Origin of the sequence: Wolbachia endosymbiont (group B) of Protocalliphora azurea (assembly GCF_947251865.1) — a bacterium.
Lineage (GTDB): Bacteria > Pseudomonadota > Alphaproteobacteria > Rickettsiales > Anaplasmataceae > Wolbachia.
The window spans coordinates 1308544-1325074 of sequence record NZ_OX366394.1; the positions used below are offsets into that span (position 1 = coordinate 1308544).

Below are 16531 nucleotides of genomic sequence, written 5' to 3' on the forward strand. Positions count from 1 at the left end.
GTATAAGAAAACCTTATTTATTTTGCTATTTACTCCTTGTAAAAAACATGCTACTAATAAATTGTGTTATATAATTGAATTGGAGTAAGTTTTGGCAGTTCCGAAGAGAAAAAAGTCAAAGTCAAGGCGTAATATGCATCGTTCTCATCATGCTATTAAGCCTAAGAATATTGTAGTATGTGCAACAACTGGAGAATTCATGTTGCCTCACAACATAGCAGTTGACAATAGTTACAAAGGAAAACGTGTTTTCATTAAACAAAAGGCGGAGTAACTCATGATATGTTACCCACGGTCAACAACAACATAGTTATCGCACTTGATGCTATGGGAGGGGATTTTGCACCTCTTTCCGTAATTCAAGGTGCTAGTTTTTTCTTGGATAATCTTGTTGACCCAGGTGTTGAAGTTTTTTTTCATATTTATGGAGATCAGAAAGAAATATCTCCTTTGCTCTCAAAATACAAAAAAGTAAGCGATAACTCCGAATTTACCCATTGCTCTGATAATGTTCTTCCAAATGATAAACCCTCTTTTGCACTTAGACATCGCAAAGATTCAAGTATGAAGGCAGCTGTTGAAGCAGTGAAAAAAGGTAAAGCTTTTGGGATGGTGTCTTCAGGCAACACTGGAGCATTGATGGCTATCTCCAGATTTATTTTAGGAACATTACCCAATATCTATCGTCCTGCTATTGCATCTGTCTGTCCAACTAAGACAAAAAGCTTTGCATTGCTTGATCTTGGTGCAAATGTTGACTGTAATACTGACTCATTATTTCAATTTGCATTAATGGGGAGTATATTTGCAAAAATAGCATTAAAAGTTGAAAATCCTGAAGTCGCTTTGCTAAACATTGGTACAGAGGAAGTGAAAGGTACTGACTCAGTAAGAGGAGCTTTTGAGTTACTCAAAAATGCTCCAAGTATTAACTTCAAAGGATATATAGAGGCAAGTGAATTTTTAGATGGTAATATAGACGTAATTGTTGCTGATGGTTTTGTTGGTAATGTAATGCTCAAGACAGCTGAGGCAACTGCTGGTACTTTTATCAGTCTAATAAAACAGGAAGTATTTAATTCATGGATGACAAAAATGCTTGTCGGCATATTGTTAAAACCCAAGCTAAATAAAGCATTAGAGCGTTTTAATCCTAAAATTAGAAGTGGAGCTATGTTTTTAGGGCTAAATGGTATCATTATAAAGAGCCACGGAAATTCTGATGCTATTTCTTTTGCTCACGCTATAAAATTTGCAGTAAATGCAATCAGTGAAAATTTGAACCAGAAGATAATTAACGGGGTAAGTCATATTGAATAAAAGTTTCATATTGAGCACTGGTTCTTACCTACCAAAAAAAATTTTGAGTAATAACGAAATTGCATTGATAGTTGAAACAAACGATGAATGGATACGGCAAAGAACAGGAATAGTTCAAAGACATATAGCAGATGAAGGAGAACTAACGTCAGATTTAGCTGTTAATGCAGCAAAAAATGCTATAGAAAAAGCGAAAATTTCAATAGATGAAATTGGTTTGATCATAGTTGCAACAACAACACCTGACAAAACTTTGCCTAGCTGTGCAACGATTGTACAAAGTAAGTTAAAATGTAAAAATGCATTTTCTTTTGATGTACAAGCAGCATGCTCTGGTTTTATATATGCAGTTACAGTTGCTGATTCGCTCATAAAATCTCACAATAGAATAAAATATGCGCTCGTTATTGGTGCTGAAATAATGTCTAGGATTGTTGACTGGGAAGATAGGTCAACTTGTGTACTCTTTGGTGATAGTGCTGGTGCAGTGATAATAAAATCAGAAATGGGTAGCAGCGGCATCATATCAACAAACTTACACTCTGATGGCAATGTGGACATACTATGTACGAACGGAGGGGTATCCTCTACTCGTGATTCTGGAAAGATACTTATGAATGGAAGAGAAGTGTTTAAACATGCAGTGGATAAGTTAACAGCCTCAGTAGAGGAAACTCTGAAATGCAATAATTTGAAAATCATTGATATTGACTGGTTAATTCCCCATCAAGCAAACATTCGTATTATTGAAGCAGTAGTAAAGAAATTAGATTTTCCTATAGAGAAAGTGATTAATACCGTTGATAAGCATGCAAACACCTCAGCAGCATCAATTCCACTGGCCTTAGACTATGCAATACAAGAATCAAAAATAAAATCAGGAAATCTGGTACTGCTGATTTCAATAGGTGCAGGCCTGACCTGGGGTTCTGTGTTACTGCGCTATTAGACTTCCTATTACCCACGCTTCTTTTCTCTCAGTTTTATCGTTACATGCTGTACTGACAAAGTTTTGAGATATTATCACAAACATTATATTCACAAGAAATACTTGACTTCACGTGTACTAAGAAGCATTTTATATATGATGTGTGCCCGTAGCTCAGTTGGATAGAGCAACAGCCTTCTAAGCTGTGGGTCGTAGGTTCGAATCCTACCGGGCACATTCTTCTATCAATGCTTTCTATAAATTTTCAAGTATTCTGGTACCACATTTTCAATTGCTAGTGGTCTAATTTTCATTGTTCCGAGATCATCTGACTTTTCGATTGAACTACTCATCATAACTTTCACCTGATCTCGAGTAAGTATAGGGCTTGCATCTCCGGTTATAGGTTTTAACAGTACAGAAACAACTTTACTTTCTAAGAAAAAGGCTATCAATCTTGCCATTGGAAAAGGTACATTGATCAGTAGACACTTTCTGTTAGTCACATTCAGAATAAACTTTAATAAGCTTTTAAAAGAGTAAACTTTTGGTCCACCTATATTATAAATTTTTTTATCTTGCTTATTAAAGCTGATAATACGGTATACCACTTCAGCTAAGTTTGTTACACATATCGGCTGAAACTTCGTTATTCCACTACCGATTAACGGCAAAAAAGGAAGAATTGTTGCTAATCTTGCAAATTTATTGAAGAAACTATCTTCTTTACCGAATACAAGACTTGGCTTAATTATTATTGCTCCCTGAAATGCTGAAGTTACAGCTTTTTCACCTTCTAATTTACTGTGGGCGTATCTTGACAGCTTACTATTTTCTATTCCCATGGCAGAAAAATGTATCATCATGTATACACTTTTTATTTGCGCAGCTTTTGCTATTCTTTCAGCTACTCTAACATGAACGTCATAGAAATCGTATTTTCTTTTTTCATATAATATTCCTACTAAATTTATAACAACATCACACCCCTCCATACTTTCTAAAATTGATCTTTCATTAAAAAAATCTCCTTCAATTATTGATATTTGTCCTAAATTTCCACATAACTTCAGACAAGCAGCTTTTTCCTGATCACGAGTAAATATTCTTATTAAATACCCCGCCGCTGCCAAGCGTCTTACGATGTGTTTTCCTATAAATCCCGTTCCACCAAAAATAATTATACGTTTTATCACAGTTAAAACTTCCAATAACTTAACTTTAAATTAATACAATAGTTTTATTTAATATTCTATTGTGAATTCCTGCACTATAAGGTCCATTCTCATTCCATGAGAACCTTTAACTAAAATTACATCATTACCTTGAACAATATTAGCTAAATTACTTTTCAATTGGTTAGAATCATCGAAATGCATGCCTTTTATATTCTCCGGTAAAAGTTTATTCAATTCTAACATAAATTTACCAACTGTATGAACTTTATTCACATTTTGTTCTACTATAGAGTCAAGCAATTCTGTATGAAATACTATGCTTTCATTACCAAGTCCTAACATATCGCCAAGTAGTGCCACTTTTCTTAAATTAGAATATGTACCTAAAGTTCTTATTGCAGCCTTCATTGAAGTAGGGTTAGCATTATAGGAGTCGTTAATCAAATGTACTAATTTTCCATTGTATTTAGCTTGATGAACATTACCTCTACCTTCTGTTACAGTAAAATTCTCAAGTGCTAGTGGTAATTTAGATAAATCAAGTTCGAGACTTTGCAAAACTGCTGTAACAACTAATGCAGAGTATGCAAAATGTTCGCCTTTTACAGGTAAATTACAGTTCATAATTTGACCACTGTTCAGTTTGATTTTTAAATTTAGACCGTTATCGTCTCTTATTAGTTCTAACAAACAAACAGTAGCACTTTCATTCTTACCAAAGCTTACTACATTTCTGTTAGCATTTGATAAGAGATAATCATAATGTTCATTATCCTTATTCAAAACCAAAGTACCATTATTTTTCATACCATGTAGAATTTCTAATTTCGCTTGCGCAATATCAAGTAGAGATGAAAAGTTTTCAACATGCGCAGGTTCAATGTTGGTAATAACTGCAATATCCGGATTGCTAATCTTCGATAACTCTTTTATTTCACCAGCTCTACTCATTCCTATTTCAAGGATTAAATACTGGCAGTCTTCTGGCGCTTTTAGAATCGTAAAAGGCAATCCTATATTATTATTCAAGTTACCTTCATTTACATGAGATACTCCATAATGCAACAAAACAGTGTTAAGCATATCTTTTGTAGTGGTTTTCCCAACACTACCTGTAATTGTGATAACTTTAGCATTAACAAGAATATTTCTAATGTAATATGATGCCATATTATGCAAAGCTTTTAGAGTATCTTGCACAATAATTAGAGGAAAATTTCTATATTTATCTTCGCTTACTACCGCAGCAACAGCTCCTTTTAAAAATGCTTCATGTAGAAAATCATGCCCATCAAATTTCTTTCCCTTGAGAGCAATAAATAAATCACCTTTTTTTATGCTTCTTGTATCCGTTGAAATATTTGAGCTATACACCGAATTACAAACACCCTCCCCTCTTCCGCCAGTAGCATCTATAATATTATTTGCGTTCCATTTTAACATAATTTATCTTTAAAGGTAATTTGAACAAGAAAAGCAGCAAAAATACTACATACTTTGGTAATGTACAAATAATGATTGCTATTTCTATAATTTCATCTTATAATAGATATACAAGCTTAAATATTTTCGTCTATAATTGAGTGTGTTTTACTATCTGATTGTAGAAAGTGACTTGGAGGTATGTATGGCAAAAGGTGAGTCAAATAAAAAGTCTATTTTGGCTAAGATAAAAGGCGTGTTTTTTCTTGTGCCTAAAGCACTTATTTATCCTATGAAGAAACCGTTTGCTTCAATTGATGAAATGAAGCATGATGCTAAAGTTTCATTAAAAAACGCTGTGAGTGATTTGCCTAAAGAAGAAGAGAAATATGACCCACCTATAAAAACCACAGAAGCTAGTAAGTACCTCGGCATACAAATAACAAAACAAGAAAAAGGTAAGGTAAGTTTTTTAGCGTCAAGAACTTTAACGGGGGATATACCTTACTTGAGTCCAGAGAAATTAGATGAAATAAGGGAAGATCTGCCCAATATAACTATTTTTAGAGAAGAAAACAAAATTGTAATTGAAGTTGATGTTGAAAAAATTATCCAAGAAATAAAAGATAAAAATCTAGGTATGGATGAAAAAGTAATGAAAAAGTACGCTCTTGAAGGAATTTATAATAAGATTGATTGTGATCTTAAAAATTTGGCAAAAATTACTGGTGGAGAGTTTAAAGTTCACACAGATCGGAAATTGCTGTATGGTATTGCAGAAAAGTTGTATAGTGGATATGATAGTAAAAAGCAGAAGTCACAGGAAGTTGTAAGGCCTATGGATAAAGAAAAGTCATCAGAGAAAATTTTAAATAATTGGCAAAAAGCTATTAAACAAGATTTTGAAAGTTGCGAAAGCATAAGAGGTAGGGGGAAATAAATTATGGAGAGTGTTATGAAAGAAGTTCAAATAGAGGAAAGGTATCATAGCCTAACTGTTCCTGGAGATATGTATCATTTACAACCAGAAGTTATTGCTGCAAGAAGGGCAAATAGAATAGAAACTTTTTCAAAAAGACACCAAATGGACTATGGGTCAATTTTGCGTGGACAAGATATACAGCTAAAAGACGACGTTTCAAGTCTTGAAGATGCTTCTAGCGAAGCAGCAATAAGCCCACCTTCTACACCAAATCATAAGCAAAATAGAAGAGGACCAGGAATTTAATAAAGTATGGGTAGTACAGCTTATGATGACACTAATATCTTTGCTAAGATATTAAGAGGTGAGTTGTCTTATGAGGAAATACATAAAAATGAAAATGTGCTGGCTTTTCGTGATAAGTATCCTGATGCACCAGTTCATATTCTAGTTATACCAAAAGCTCAATACGTTTCATACGATGATTTTGTTCTGAAAGCTTCCGAAGAGGAAATAGTAAGTTTTTTTAAAACTGTTAGAGAAATAGCACATAAATATAACTTAGAAAAAACAGGATATAGATTAGTTACTAATCACGGTAAAGATGGAGAGCAAGTTATACCGCACTTTCACATACATATTTTAGGTGGTAAAAGATTAGGAAAGCATGTAAATTCATAGTGTTATATGTTTTTTAAATGAGTGAATATTTAACCATATTAATTTTTATCTGTGTATCAATTGTAGTATCCTTTACTTTAGGTGTATTACCTATGTTTCTTGCAGTCAGTAACCCAGATGGTGAAAAGCTTTCTACATATGAGTGTGGCTTTAATCCTTTATCAAGAGCCAGAAAAAGTTTCGACATAAAATTTTACTTAGTTGCAATATTGTTCATAATATTCGATTTAGAAATTGCTTTTCTTTTCCCTTGGGCCGTTTCTTTATCTAAAATAAGCTATTGCGGATTTTGGTCTATGATGATATTCCTTGCAATACTTACTATAGGCTTTCTTTATGAGTGGTGTAAAGGTGCGTTGGAATGGGAATAAATTTATCTAATGGCGACTGGAATCGTTACAAAAAAGAAGGTTTTCTTATCACTAAATTTGGCGATTTAATAGATTATATAATGAACTGGGCAAGGTCTGGTTCATTGTGGCCAATGACATTTGGTCTTGCATGTTGCGCAGTAGAGATGATGCACACTGCATCCAGTCGTTATGATCTTGATAGATATGGCATAATCTTTCGTGCAAGCCCAAGGCAAGCAGATGTTATGATTGTTGCTGGCACGTTAACTAATAAAATGGCAGCAGCATTGCGTAAAGTTTATGATCAAATGGCAGATCCCAAATACGTCGTCTCTATGGGAAGTTGTGCAAATGGCGGTGGCTATTATCATTATTCTTACTCAGTAGTCCGTGGTTGCGATAGAATTGTGCCAGTTGATGTGTATGTTCCTGGATGCCCTCCAACTGCTGAGGCGTTGCTATATGGAATGCTATGTCTACAAAATAAAATAAAACGAACTAAAAATATATAGCATGGATAAAACTGCAAAATACATACAAAAAAAGACTAAATGTGAATGTATTCAGAAAAATGATGGCACTATTGTAATATATTCAGCTTTGAATGACATTGAAAATCACTTACTCTTTCTACGTGATGATGAAAAGTGTAGGCTTGAATTATTAGTTGACGTTTTTGGGGTTGATTACCCAGATAGAGAAAAACGTTTCGAGCTAATATACAATTTGCTCAGCGTTGTACACAATATCAGAGTGCACATAAAGCTTCAGTTATGTGAAGGTGATATACCTCTAAGTGTAGCAAAGATATTTAACGCAGCTTCGTGGTTTGAGCGTGAAGTATTTGATATGTATGGAATAGAGTTTTCTGATCACCCAGATTTACGTAGGATTTTAACGGATTATGGATTCAAAGGTCATCCAATGTTAAAAGATTTTCCTCTCACTGGCTACGAGGAAGTAAGATACGATATAGAGGCAAAAAAGGTTGTATATAATCCTATAGACTTACCACAAGATTTTCGTATGTTTGACAGCTTATCCCCTTGGGAAGTTAGTAAAGCCACAAAAGTAAATATAAAGGAGTAGAAAATGACAGCACAAAGAAAAAAAATATCTTTGATTGGTGCAGGAAATATCGGTGGGACTCTTGCCCATATGATTGCACTAAGAGAGCTAGGAGATGTTATTTTGCTTGATGTAAGCGATGGAATACCACAAGGTAAAGCACTTGACATTACAGAATCATCTCCTATTGATCGATCTAATGTCAATATTACTGGTACAAATAGGTATGAAGATATAAAAAACTCTGACGCAATTATAATAACTGCTGGCATTGCCAGAAAACCTGGAATGAGCAGAGATGACCTTCTGCAAACTAATGCTGCAGTAATGAAAGAGGTTGGGGAAAATATTAAAAAACATTCTCCAAACGCATTTGTAATAGTGGTTACCAATCCTTTAGATGCTATGGTTTCAGTAGTATACAAATCTTCAAGCCTGCCAACTAATATGATTGTTGGTATGGCAGGAGTGCTTGACTCTGCTCGTTTTCGTTATTTTCTTGCAAGTGAGTTAAATATTTCTGTCGAAGATGTATCTGCTTTTGTGCTTGGAGGACATGGTGACACTATGGTACCACTAATCAATTATGCTTCAATTGCTGGCATTCCACTTACCCAAATCATTGAGATGGGTGTGATTACGCGAGGAAAAGTTGATGAAATAGTTGAGCGCACTCGTAATGGTGGAAAAGAAATAGTTGATCTACTTAAATCTGGATCTGCATACTATGCTCCTGCATCTTCAGCCATAAGCATGCTAGAATCATACTTAAAAGATAAAAGGCGTATATTACCATGCGCTGCTTATCTTAATGGTGAATATGGTGTGAAAGACTTATTCATTGGTGTTCCTACTATTATTGGCAAAAATGGAGTTGAGAAAGTTCTAGAAGTTAAAATGAACGATAGTGAACAAGAGATGTTTTATAAATCTGTAAGTGCAGTAAAAGAGCTCTGTCAGCTAAATTAATTGCCCTATAGAATTTCTTTGAGCTCAAGCTTCGAAAACAGTCTAAAAAAATTATTTGTAGTTATTTTTGCTACTTCTTCTGGCGATTCATTCCATAATTTCGCTAAACAATTCACAACGTATTTCACCATTGCTGGTTCATTTTTTTTTCCTCTGTAAGGCTCAGGTGACAGGTAAGGTGCATCAGTTTCAACTAAAACACGCTCACGTGGCACATTTTGTGCAATTTCTCTTAGTAAGTTCGCATTTTTAAAAGTAATAATTCCAGAAAATGAAATGTATAATCCCAAGTCCATAGCCTTATAAGCAAGCTCTTTAGAAGAAGCAAAGCAATGCATTACTCCACTAAAAGCGTCCTTCTTCATTTCTGAATTTAACATATCAATCATCTCACTATCAGCACTTCTAGTGTGAATAACTAAAGGTAATCCTGTTACTTTTGCCGCTTCTATGTGTGATGCAAAACTTTTTTTTTGATTGCTTTTGTTATCAGATTTATAAAAATCTAATCCGGTTTCACCGATACTAATTACCTTTTTGCCCTTAGTAAATTCAATCAATTCATCAGCATTTATACACTCACCTTTTTCCACAGTAGTATCAAGCGGATGTATACCAACGGAGCAGTAGACTTGATCATAGGATGAAGAGATTTTTAATAATTTAGGGATATCATTAATGCTTATACATATGTTATGCAAAATTCTCACACCATTTTGCTCTGCTCTTGAAATTACCTTTGGTATTTCATCATCAGAAAAATAAATTAGATGACAATGAGAATCAACTATCATAAATAGATCCTTTTATGATAGAAGAAAACTCTTCTATCACTTTTTTATAAACTTCTTTTTTGAACGGTATAGCACTGGCTACCAAATCATCCACATTTTGCCAACGCCACTCTTTGAACTCTGGATGATCAGTATAGTTAATATTAATATCCTTATCCTTCCCACAAAATTTCATTAAGAACCACCTTTGCTTTTGGCCAGAATATCTCCCATTCCAGCATATCGGTATAACTTCCTCGGGTAAGTTGTAATATATCCACTCTTTATTTTGAGCCACAACTTCTGCTTCATCAGTACCAACTTCCTCCAATAGCTCACGTAGCGCTGCCTGCTCTAGCTCTTCACCTTCATCAACTCCTCCTTGTGGCATCTGCCAATAAGAGTCACTATCAAAACGTTTTCCAATAAAAATATTTCCCTGTTTGTTAAATAACATTATGCCAACACAAGGGCGATACTCTTTCTCCTCACTAATCACAAATACTCTCTGTTGCTAAATTATCTATCATAGAAGTTCCAACTACTTTTTTACTATTCATTTTTTCAACAATTTTTTTTGCAACTTCTTTTGCGCTTAAGTTTGAGCTATCAATTTCAAGTGAACCTTGAGGGACAAATAGTTTCTTTCCTTTAATTCTTCTCATAGCAAAATCTGAATCAGTAATTTTTCTCTCCTGCTCTCTTTCCTTTAATTGAACGCGCTTTACTAGTTCTCCACTATTACAATATAACACCACAGGGAGAATCTCCACGTTCATTTTTTTACTTAAATTCACCACTGAGTTGTATACTTTTTGATCATAGGAATCACCTTTTATCAATTCGTTTGTAAATATATAATGCTTTGATTCTATATGGTATTTTTCCAATATTGCTAACATATTCTCTCTAATCACAAAAATTTTTTCCCATATTTCACTTGTAACCTCAGCATTTCTGAAGTCAATCATATCAAATATAATATTATTAAACAGGTTATTGTCTACTATCACCCCATCAATAATATTACACAGCTCTTTTGCAATCGTAAGTTTGCCACTACCCGGAAATCCGATTAAGTAAATGATCATACCATCAGAAAACTATCATATATTACAAATATATGTATTATAAACGTTACACTAGAAACATATCAAAAATAGTTCATATTCAGAAATTTTGAGTGTATCATTACAGATAAATTATATAATTTAGAATAATGAATGGTGATACAGAATCAATAAAAAATACAATTGTAGATGTAATAGATCAAAACAAAGGTCAAGATATAGTTACTTTTGATGTACAGAATAAAACTGTCATTGCAAAATATATGATCATTGCATCCGGTGATTCGAGCCGCCATGTAAAAGCATTAGCTGAGCACGTGATGAAAAATCTCAAGCAATATGATAAAATAGATGTAGAAGGTATGGATGAAGGTAACTGGGTGATTGTGAATTTTCAAGGTATAATGGTTCACCTATTCAGGCCAGAAGTAAGAGAATATTATAAGATAGAAGAGTTATGGAATTGATTATCCAGGTAGCTGGTATACACTTTCAAATGTTGTAATTTTGAAGGCAACCCTTATGAAGTTGGTGGTGTCATTCCAGTGCTTGACGCTGGAATCTAGAAAACTTAATCATAAACGAGCACACTATACAACATTTTTGATGAAATTTCATAATAAACTGGATTCCAGCGTCAAGCACTGGAATGACACCATCGTTAACAACACCGTTTACACACAAAATAACATATTATGAAACATAAATCCGAGTTTTTAAACTTCATTCAAGAAAGAGGATACCTATATCAATGTACAAACATTGATAGGTTAGACCAGCTATTATCACAAGATAATTATATAATTGCATACATTGGGTTTGATTGTACGGCACCAAGTTTGCATATTGGCAGTCTCATTCAAATCATGATGCTCCGTCACCTACAAAAATTCGGTTATAAGCCAATAGTTCTACTTGGAGGTGGCACAACAAAAATTGGTGACCCATCTGGTAAAGACAAAGCAAGAAGCGTCTTGCCGATAGAAGATATCAATCAAAATATACTTGGTATAAAGAAAACCCTCGAGAAGATGATATCTTTCGATTATGGAAAAACTGGTGCAATCATAGTAAACAACGCAGATTGGTTAGATAACATAAAATATATAGACTTTTTGCGTGATATAGGGACACATTTTTCTGTAAATCGCATGTTAGGCTTTGATAGTGTGAAAATTAGGCTAGATAGGGAGCAAAATCTAAGCTTTCTCGAGTTTAATTACATGTTGTTACAAGCCTATGATTTTGTCGAGTTGAATAAAAAGTATGGCTGTCGTTTCCAGATTGGAGGGTCAGACCAATGGGGAAATATAGTAAACGGAATTGAACTTAGCAAAAAGTTAAATTTACCTGAGCTGTTTGGTCTTACCACACCTCTTTTATTAAACGCACAAGGAAAAAAGATGGGCAAAACTGAAAGTGGGGCAGTATGGCTTGATGGCAGCATGCTAAATTCTTATGATTACTGGCAATATTTTCGCAATGTTGATGATCAAGATGTTGGTCGTTTCTTGAGACTTTTCACTGATTTACCAACTGATGAAATTAAAAAACTAGAGTCCTTGAAGGATCAAGAAACAAACGAAGCAAAAAAGGTTTTGGCAACAGAAGTGACGAAAATATGTCACGGTTGCAAAGAAGCCGAACTTGCACGATCTGCTGCAATCTCTGCTTTTGAAAATGAAGACAGTTCATTGCTTTCTGGTTACACTATTACAAAAGAACAAATTGCAAATGGTATACCCTTGATAGACCTGCTGTATGACACCGGTTTTGAACCTTCAAAAGGTGCGGCAAAGCGTTTAATACAAGGCAATGGATGCAAAGTTAATGATAATACTATAAACGATGTTAACTATACAATAAACTCTGAAAGCTTTAAAGGTCAGCCATTTATAAAATTATCTGCAGGAAAGAAACGACATATTAAAATTTTAGTGAGTGAAGTAAGAAAGTAAATTTGTCTCTGTTCAGCAGAATAGCAAAATAAGGTAGCCAAGAAAAGACAATTATAGGAACAAATGGATATCATTAAAGCAGCTGACACTGCGGCAGAATCGCTAGGCAACCCTACTATCGCTAGCAGTTTCTTGCTGTCGATTTGCTGAGATTGGTTTATCAACTTGAGTGTCAGGCTTTGACAATTTATATATAGCATTGCCAACTATTAATGCTGTTGCTGTAATTGCAACTACTGCTATAACTATAGGTATTAACTCAGCTGTAATTGCTCCGGCTGTAAAAAGTGCTATAGATATAGCAGTACCTAATAATGCAGTTACTCCACCGGCAATCCACCCTTTCTTAATTGCTGGACAATTAAGATAGTATAAAGGAGTCTCTCCCCACATATCTACTGCATTAACATTGACACCTCTTTCTACAAGAGCATCTATTATGGCCATACTGCGAAATAAAGCAGCATAGTGTAAAGGAGTCCTTCTCCATATATTTATTGCATTAACATCTGCACCTTTTTCTATGAGAGCGTTTGCTATGTTTATACTATCAAGATAAGTAGTATTATGTAAAGGAGTATCTCCTTTTACATCTTTTTCATTAACATTTGCCCTTTTTTCCATGAGAGCCTTCGCTATATTTTCTAGGTTAAAGGAAGCCACCAAGTGCAAAAGAGTCGCTTTTTCACCATCTTTAAACACATAATTTATATCAAAGCCAGACTTTTCCCACTCTTCATATTCCTTTGAATATCTTTTCAGCTCATTTTGTATTTTTTCAATTACGTTATCTTTGCTTAAATCTTTGTCAACATTAACTAAACTCAATAATTCGTGCCAATTTGAAATTTCCATTGCTATAACCTTACCTTTAATTTTCAATAATGTATTTAATTATATGATAAGAAGTCAATTTAAATAAATTACACATACATGGAACTTATCAGATAAATATATAATATGAACTAGATTCCAGCGGGCTTTGTTGCATCACTATCTATGAAAGGCTAACTATACAAGCAGCTTATTGAAAATCTTATTTTTTGCAATCTATCTGATTAAATTTAAGAATAGTAATTTATTGTTTGTACTAGTAAATTTAATTCTACTTAAAATAGCTAAAGCATTGAAATTCTTGAATTCTAGCTAGATTAGTGAATGATAGTAAAACTTCTTTTACTTAAATTTAGATATTTACTGATTGTCCTTACTATAAATGCTAGAATAATAAGCTACTGATATTCTACATTTTATCTTTTATTCATCGTAGATAGCGATGCAACAAAGCCCAATAGCGTCAACTTAAGAAAAGATGTTAAGGAATAAAATACTGTAAAAAATAGGACCTTTGGTTTCTATTTTATTTCAATAAAGAAGATATCAGTAAAGCTTATCTATTAAGTGTCACATAGAGGAGTGCTATAAACGACTCAAAGTAGAAGCAGAATTAGAGAATTTTTCTGGGATAAATTTAGAAACAAGAATTTTGTGCAAACTTGGTCATGTGCAATACTTCATATGTGTAATGCACATGAGCCTTGGAACCCAGATCAAATTGCTGAGTATCGTTTAAATTTTTCAGTTTTATTTGGTGTAATGAGACAGAAACTTTATCAGGTGCTTATTAGCACCAAAAAACTTTCAAGCCCTTTTTAAAATACGCACTAAAGTTAACGTGAAGATTGTATAGCCGCAATAAAGTAGATAAGCCTAAACGCCATAATGTCTTTAGGAGAGCTTGCTAATTCATTCTCTTAAGTTAACGCCATTGCCTGAACAGATACATAAAAAAGTAGTACTTGCAAGAAAGAGTTACTTAAGAAATTAATTAACTTTGCTATTTTCTCTAACATACCTAGAAGAAATAGATACATTATCTAATGCAGTCCTAATACTAGCATTGTTCTCATTAACAACTACAGCTAGCTCACAAGCATTCAAAGTATATCTACCATATGGAAACAGTACAGTACTTACTTCAGTAAATGCATCTTGTAGCATGCTACTATTTTTAGCTCGTATTAAAGTAGAATTGACACATTCATTATTACCTTTATATATAGCAAAGGCAAATGGTTTAATGACATACGTCACGCCTGGAAACTGCACAATATCTTTAGAAGTAAGGATATTTCGTAGTGTATCACTATTTTGAACTCGTATTAAAATAGAATTGATACATTCGTTATTGCCTTTATATATAGCAAAGTTAAGTGGCGTTAAAGTACACGCTATAATACTTAAATACTGTACAATATTTCTAGAAGAAAGAATATCTTGTAATATACCATTTTCTTGGGCTGTTGTTAAAATAACATTAATATACCTTCCCTTATTATGATGTATGGCAAAGCCAAGCGATGTTAAGGTGTACATCAAACCATTTTGATAGTTTATAATATTTGGAGCAGTAAGAATATCTTGTAGTATACCATTGTTTTGAGCTTGTTCTAAATAGAATTAACACATTCATTATTGTCTCTATGTATAGCTAGGCTAAGTAGTGTTAAAGTGCGTTCCCCACCTCTTGGAAATTGTGTAGTATATCAAGTGATAAGAACTTTAGTAAATCATTTCCTGAAACTGCTTCCAAGATATCGCTGATGCTCCTTCCATTCCATATAGATCTTTTTAGCTAAAAATACAAATCTTTTTGTTTTCGTGTTAAATTTTGATGATTTAGCATATTCTTGTAACCTCGTTTTAAAGTCAGTGCAGTTTAATTATTCTATGTTAGTATACACCAATAGAAAAAATTTCATCATATGTTCTGGAAAAATTTTACACAGGTTAATGAGGAAATCGTAAGAGAGAGCCTAAAAAAGGTTATAGAGAAGAAAAGTGGTAAGAATGTTGGTGTAGTATCCTCAATTGTTATTAAGGGTAAAGATGTTGCTTTTGCTCTTGAAGTTACTGAGCCAAATGAAGAATTAAGAAAAAATTGTGAGCAAGCTGTTAAGGCGATACCGGGAGTAGGAAAGGTTACTGTAGTTGCTACTGGTCAAAAACAAGCTAGGCAACAAAAAGCTAAACTTCATATCGAAGGAGTGAAAAATATAATTGTCGTTGCTTCTGGTAAAGGAGGTGTGGGTAAGTCGACAGTTGCACTAAATCTAGCTCTTTCGTTAGCAGAATTAAAACATAAAGTTGCGCTAGTTGATGCAGATATATATGGTCCTTCGATTCCTAAAATGTTGGGCACTGAGAAATTAAAACCAGAAATACAGAGTGGTAAAGCAATGCCTATAGAGAAACATGGTCTCTATACTATTTCAATTGGCTATTTTATTGATAAGGACCGCGCAGTAATATGGCGTGGACCTATGATCACAAAAGCACTTTACAATTTGCTAATGGGAACAAGGTGGTCTGATATAGAATATTTAATCATTGATACACCGCCTGGCACTGGCGATGTACATTTAAGTCTGATGGAGAATTTTAGTTTAACTGGAGCAATAATAGTTTCAACTCCACAGGAGCTTGCTTTAATCGATGCACAAAAAATTTATGATATGTTCACAAAGCTCAGCGTGCCAATTATCGGCATTGTGGAAAATATGAGCTATTTTGTTCAAGATAATTCAAAAATACACATATTTGGAAAAGGTGGTGCAAAAAAAATGTCTGAAGAGCTGGGAGTCAAACTCTTGAGCAGAGTTCCTCTAGATCCGCAAATATGTAGTGCTTCTGATTGTGGAAATCCTTCAATACTAAGTGAGGATTTAGTAAGGATTTATGAAGGCATTGCTAAAGATGTTAGGTCTTTTGTATGCAGTCTATAAAGTTTTTTTAAACTACTTTAAAATAGGTAGAATGTAATTTTAGGTGAATAAAATATTTCAAATGGCAGCAGCTACCTCGTATCTGAACAGACAATAGACTTCTT

20 protein-coding genes, 1 tRNA gene and 1 pseudogene are annotated in these 16531 nt (G+C 33.8%); 15 read left to right on the plus strand and 7 right to left on the minus strand.

The genetic code is table 11. The annotated features are described in order from the left end of the window. Positions 1-91: 91 nt before the first annotated feature. The 4 genes from rpmF to OPR35_RS06170 all read left to right on the plus strand — a co-directional run bounded on the left by rpmF (position 92) and on the right by OPR35_RS06170 (position 2485). Complete coding sequence (gene rpmF / locus OPR35_RS06155) at positions 92-274, plus strand: 50S ribosomal protein L32 (protein WP_006014434.1); 183 nt, start codon at positions 92-94, stop codon at positions 272-274. Positions 275-282: 8 nt separating this feature from the next. Then, the gene (gene plsX, locus OPR35_RS06160) at positions 283-1320 is read left to right on the plus strand and encodes a phosphate acyltransferase PlsX (protein WP_006014431.1); all 1038 of its coding nucleotides are present in this window, start codon (positions 283-285) and stop codon (positions 1318-1320) included. After that, on the plus strand, positions 1313-2269 hold the full coding sequence (locus OPR35_RS06165) for a beta-ketoacyl-ACP synthase III (RefSeq protein ID WP_213863884.1): 957 nt from the start codon (positions 1313-1315) through the stop codon (positions 2267-2269). Before plsX ends, OPR35_RS06165 begins: the two co-directional genes overlap by 8 nt. Before the next feature lie 142 nt (positions 2270-2411). After that, positions 2412-2485 (plus strand) — tRNA-Arg (locus OPR35_RS06170). 8 nt (positions 2486-2493) lie between these two features. Here OPR35_RS06170 and OPR35_RS06175 read toward each other — a convergent pair. After that, complete coding sequence (locus tag OPR35_RS06175; protein ID WP_213863883.1) at positions 2494-3444, minus strand: complex I NDUFA9 subunit family protein; 951 nt, start codon at positions 3442-3444, stop codon at positions 2494-2496. Between the two features lie 48 nt (positions 3445-3492). Then, entirely contained in the window at positions 3493-4869 is a 1377-nt protein-coding gene (locus tag OPR35_RS06180; RefSeq protein WP_019078639.1) for a UDP-N-acetylmuramoyl-tripeptide--D-alanyl-D-alanine ligase, read from the minus strand. A gap of 184 nt (positions 4870-5053) precedes the next feature. Between OPR35_RS06180 and OPR35_RS06185 the strand changes: the two genes are divergently transcribed. The 7 genes from OPR35_RS06185 to mdh are packed head-to-tail and all read left to right on the plus strand — an operon-like array spanning position 5054 to position 8841. Next, positions 5054-5788: a hypothetical protein gene (locus OPR35_RS06185; RefSeq protein WP_264684865.1), complete on the plus strand. Its 735-nt coding sequence runs from the start codon at positions 5054-5056 to the stop codon at positions 5786-5788. Positions 5789-5791: 3 nt separating this feature from the next. After that, a complete protein-coding gene (locus tag OPR35_RS06190) occupies positions 5792-6076 on the plus strand; it encodes a hypothetical protein (protein ID WP_019236871.1) in 285 nt (94 codons plus the stop codon). 6 nt (positions 6077-6082) lie between these two features. Beyond that, entirely contained in the window at positions 6083-6451 is a 369-nt protein-coding gene (locus OPR35_RS06195; RefSeq protein ID WP_006014413.1) for an HIT domain-containing protein, read from the plus strand. 17 nt (positions 6452-6468) lie between these two features. After that, positions 6469-6822 (plus strand): NADH-quinone oxidoreductase subunit A, encoded by a 354-nt coding sequence (locus OPR35_RS06200; RefSeq protein WP_012481929.1) that lies wholly within the window; start codon positions 6469-6471, stop codon positions 6820-6822. Then, the gene (locus OPR35_RS06205) at positions 6813-7316 is read left to right on the plus strand and encodes a NuoB/complex I 20 kDa subunit family protein (RefSeq protein WP_007302257.1); all 504 of its coding nucleotides are present in this window, start codon (positions 6813-6815) and stop codon (positions 7314-7316) included. Before OPR35_RS06200 ends, OPR35_RS06205 begins: the two co-directional genes overlap by 10 nt. Before the next feature lies 1 nt (position 7317). Further along, positions 7318-7893, plus strand: a complete 576-nt coding sequence (locus tag OPR35_RS06210; RefSeq protein WP_007302258.1) for an NADH-quinone oxidoreductase subunit C — start codon at positions 7318-7320, stop codon at positions 7891-7893. Between the two features lie 3 nt (positions 7894-7896). Next, complete coding sequence (gene mdh, locus OPR35_RS06215) at positions 7897-8841, plus strand: malate dehydrogenase (RefSeq protein WP_007302259.1); 945 nt, start codon at positions 7897-7899, stop codon at positions 8839-8841. Between the two features lie 5 nt (positions 8842-8846). On the opposite strand, the gene OPR35_RS06220 is transcribed toward mdh, so the two are convergent. Genes OPR35_RS06220 through OPR35_RS06230 form a run of 3 tightly spaced genes read right to left on the minus strand, consistent with a single transcriptional unit; the run spans position 8847 to position 10705 of the window. After that, positions 8847-9635 (minus strand): TatD family hydrolase, encoded by a 789-nt coding sequence (locus OPR35_RS06220; protein WP_007302260.1) that lies wholly within the window; start codon positions 9633-9635, stop codon positions 8847-8849. Next, positions 9625-10113: an RNA pyrophosphohydrolase gene (locus tag OPR35_RS06225; RefSeq protein ID WP_007302261.1), complete on the minus strand. Its 489-nt coding sequence runs from the start codon at positions 10111-10113 to the stop codon at positions 9625-9627. The genes OPR35_RS06220 and OPR35_RS06225 overlap by 11 nt, the downstream gene beginning before the upstream one ends. Continuing rightward, positions 10106-10705: an AAA family ATPase gene (locus OPR35_RS06230; protein WP_052264674.1), complete on the minus strand. Its 600-nt coding sequence runs from the start codon at positions 10703-10705 to the stop codon at positions 10106-10108. Before OPR35_RS06230 ends, OPR35_RS06225 begins: the two co-directional genes overlap by 8 nt. 128 nt (positions 10706-10833) lie before the next feature. On the opposite strand from OPR35_RS06230, the gene rsfS reads away from it, so the two are divergent. After that, positions 10834-11151 carry a ribosome silencing factor gene (gene rsfS, locus OPR35_RS06235; RefSeq protein WP_007302263.1) on the plus strand — a complete coding sequence of 106 codons (318 nt, stop codon included), beginning with the start codon at positions 10834-10836 and terminating at the stop codon, positions 11149-11151. A 228-nt stretch (positions 11152-11379) separates the two neighbouring features. Continuing rightward, positions 11380-12642 (plus strand): tyrosine--tRNA ligase, encoded by a 1263-nt coding sequence (gene tyrS / locus OPR35_RS06240; RefSeq protein ID WP_052264675.1) that lies wholly within the window; start codon positions 11380-11382, stop codon positions 12640-12642. 102 nt (positions 12643-12744) lie between these two features. On the opposite strand, the gene OPR35_RS06245 is transcribed toward tyrS, so the two are convergent. Continuing rightward, complete coding sequence (locus tag OPR35_RS06245; RefSeq protein ID WP_007302265.1) at positions 12745-13497, minus strand: ankyrin repeat domain-containing protein; 753 nt, start codon at positions 13495-13497, stop codon at positions 12745-12747. Between the two features lie 509 nt (positions 13498-14006). Between OPR35_RS06245 and OPR35_RS06250 the strand changes: the two are divergent. Continuing rightward, a pseudogene (locus OPR35_RS06250) lies at positions 14007-14387 on the plus strand (IS4-like element ISWosp8 family transposase); the annotation flags it as partial. Between the two features lie 79 nt (positions 14388-14466). Here OPR35_RS06250 and OPR35_RS06255 read toward each other — a convergent pair. Continuing rightward, on the minus strand, positions 14467-15018 hold the full coding sequence (locus OPR35_RS06255) for a WD_0033/WD_0034 family tandem repeat-containing protein (RefSeq protein ID WP_007302267.1): 552 nt from the start codon (positions 15016-15018) through the stop codon (positions 14467-14469). Between the two features lie 389 nt (positions 15019-15407). Here OPR35_RS06255 and OPR35_RS06260 point away from each other — a divergent pair, with 389 nt between their 5' ends. Then, on the plus strand, positions 15408-16427 hold the full coding sequence (locus OPR35_RS06260) for an Mrp/NBP35 family ATP-binding protein (RefSeq protein ID WP_019236868.1): 1020 nt from the start codon (positions 15408-15410) through the stop codon (positions 16425-16427). Positions 16428-16531 lie beyond the last annotated feature (104 nt).

What these genes read in the sequence shown, in the direction of transcription:
- tyrS (WP_052264675.1), top strand. Translation starts at nt 11,380, where the DNA reads ATGAAACATAAATCCGAGTTTTTAAACTTCATTCAAGAAAGAGGATAC.
- OPR35_RS06200 (WP_012481929.1), top strand. Translation starts at nt 6,469, where the DNA reads ATGAGTGAATATTTAACCATATTAATTTTTATCTGTGTATCAATTGTA.
- OPR35_RS06195 (WP_006014413.1), top strand. Translation starts at nt 6,083, where the DNA reads ATGGGTAGTACAGCTTATGATGACACTAATATCTTTGCTAAGATATTA.
- plsX (WP_006014431.1), top strand. Translation starts at nt 283, where the DNA reads ATGTTACCCACGGTCAACAACAACATAGTTATCGCACTTGATGCTATG.
- OPR35_RS06220 (WP_007302260.1), bottom strand. Translation starts at nt 9,635, where the DNA reads ATGATAGTTGATTCTCATTGTCATCTAATTTATTTTTCTGATGATGAA.
- OPR35_RS06185 (WP_264684865.1), top strand. Translation starts at nt 5,054, where the DNA reads ATGGCAAAAGGTGAGTCAAATAAAAAGTCTATTTTGGCTAAGATAAAA.
- OPR35_RS06210 (WP_007302258.1), top strand. Translation starts at nt 7,318, where the DNA reads ATGGATAAAACTGCAAAATACATACAAAAAAAGACTAAATGTGAATGT.
- OPR35_RS06230 (WP_052264674.1), bottom strand. Translation starts at nt 10,705, where the DNA reads ATGATCATTTACTTAATCGGATTTCCGGGTAGTGGCAAACTTACGATT.
- OPR35_RS06205 (WP_007302257.1), top strand. Translation starts at nt 6,813, where the DNA reads ATGGGAATAAATTTATCTAATGGCGACTGGAATCGTTACAAAAAAGAA.
- OPR35_RS06245 (WP_007302265.1), bottom strand. Translation starts at nt 13,497, where the DNA reads ATGGAAATTTCAAATTGGCACGAATTATTGAGTTTAGTTAATGTTGAC.
- mdh (WP_007302259.1), top strand. Translation starts at nt 7,897, where the DNA reads ATGACAGCACAAAGAAAAAAAATATCTTTGATTGGTGCAGGAAATATC.
- OPR35_RS06255 (WP_007302267.1), bottom strand. Translation starts at nt 15,018, where the DNA reads ATGTACACCTTAACATCGCTTGGCTTTGCCATACATCATAATAAGGGA.
- OPR35_RS06180 (WP_019078639.1), bottom strand. Translation starts at nt 4,869, where the DNA reads ATGTTAAAATGGAACGCAAATAATATTATAGATGCTACTGGCGGAAGA.
- OPR35_RS06260 (WP_019236868.1), top strand. Translation starts at nt 15,408, where the DNA reads ATGTTCTGGAAAAATTTTACACAGGTTAATGAGGAAATCGTAAGAGAG.
- rsfS (WP_007302263.1), top strand. Translation starts at nt 10,834, where the DNA reads ATGAATGGTGATACAGAATCAATAAAAAATACAATTGTAGATGTAATA.
- OPR35_RS06190 (WP_019236871.1), top strand. Translation starts at nt 5,792, where the DNA reads ATGGAGAGTGTTATGAAAGAAGTTCAAATAGAGGAAAGGTATCATAGC.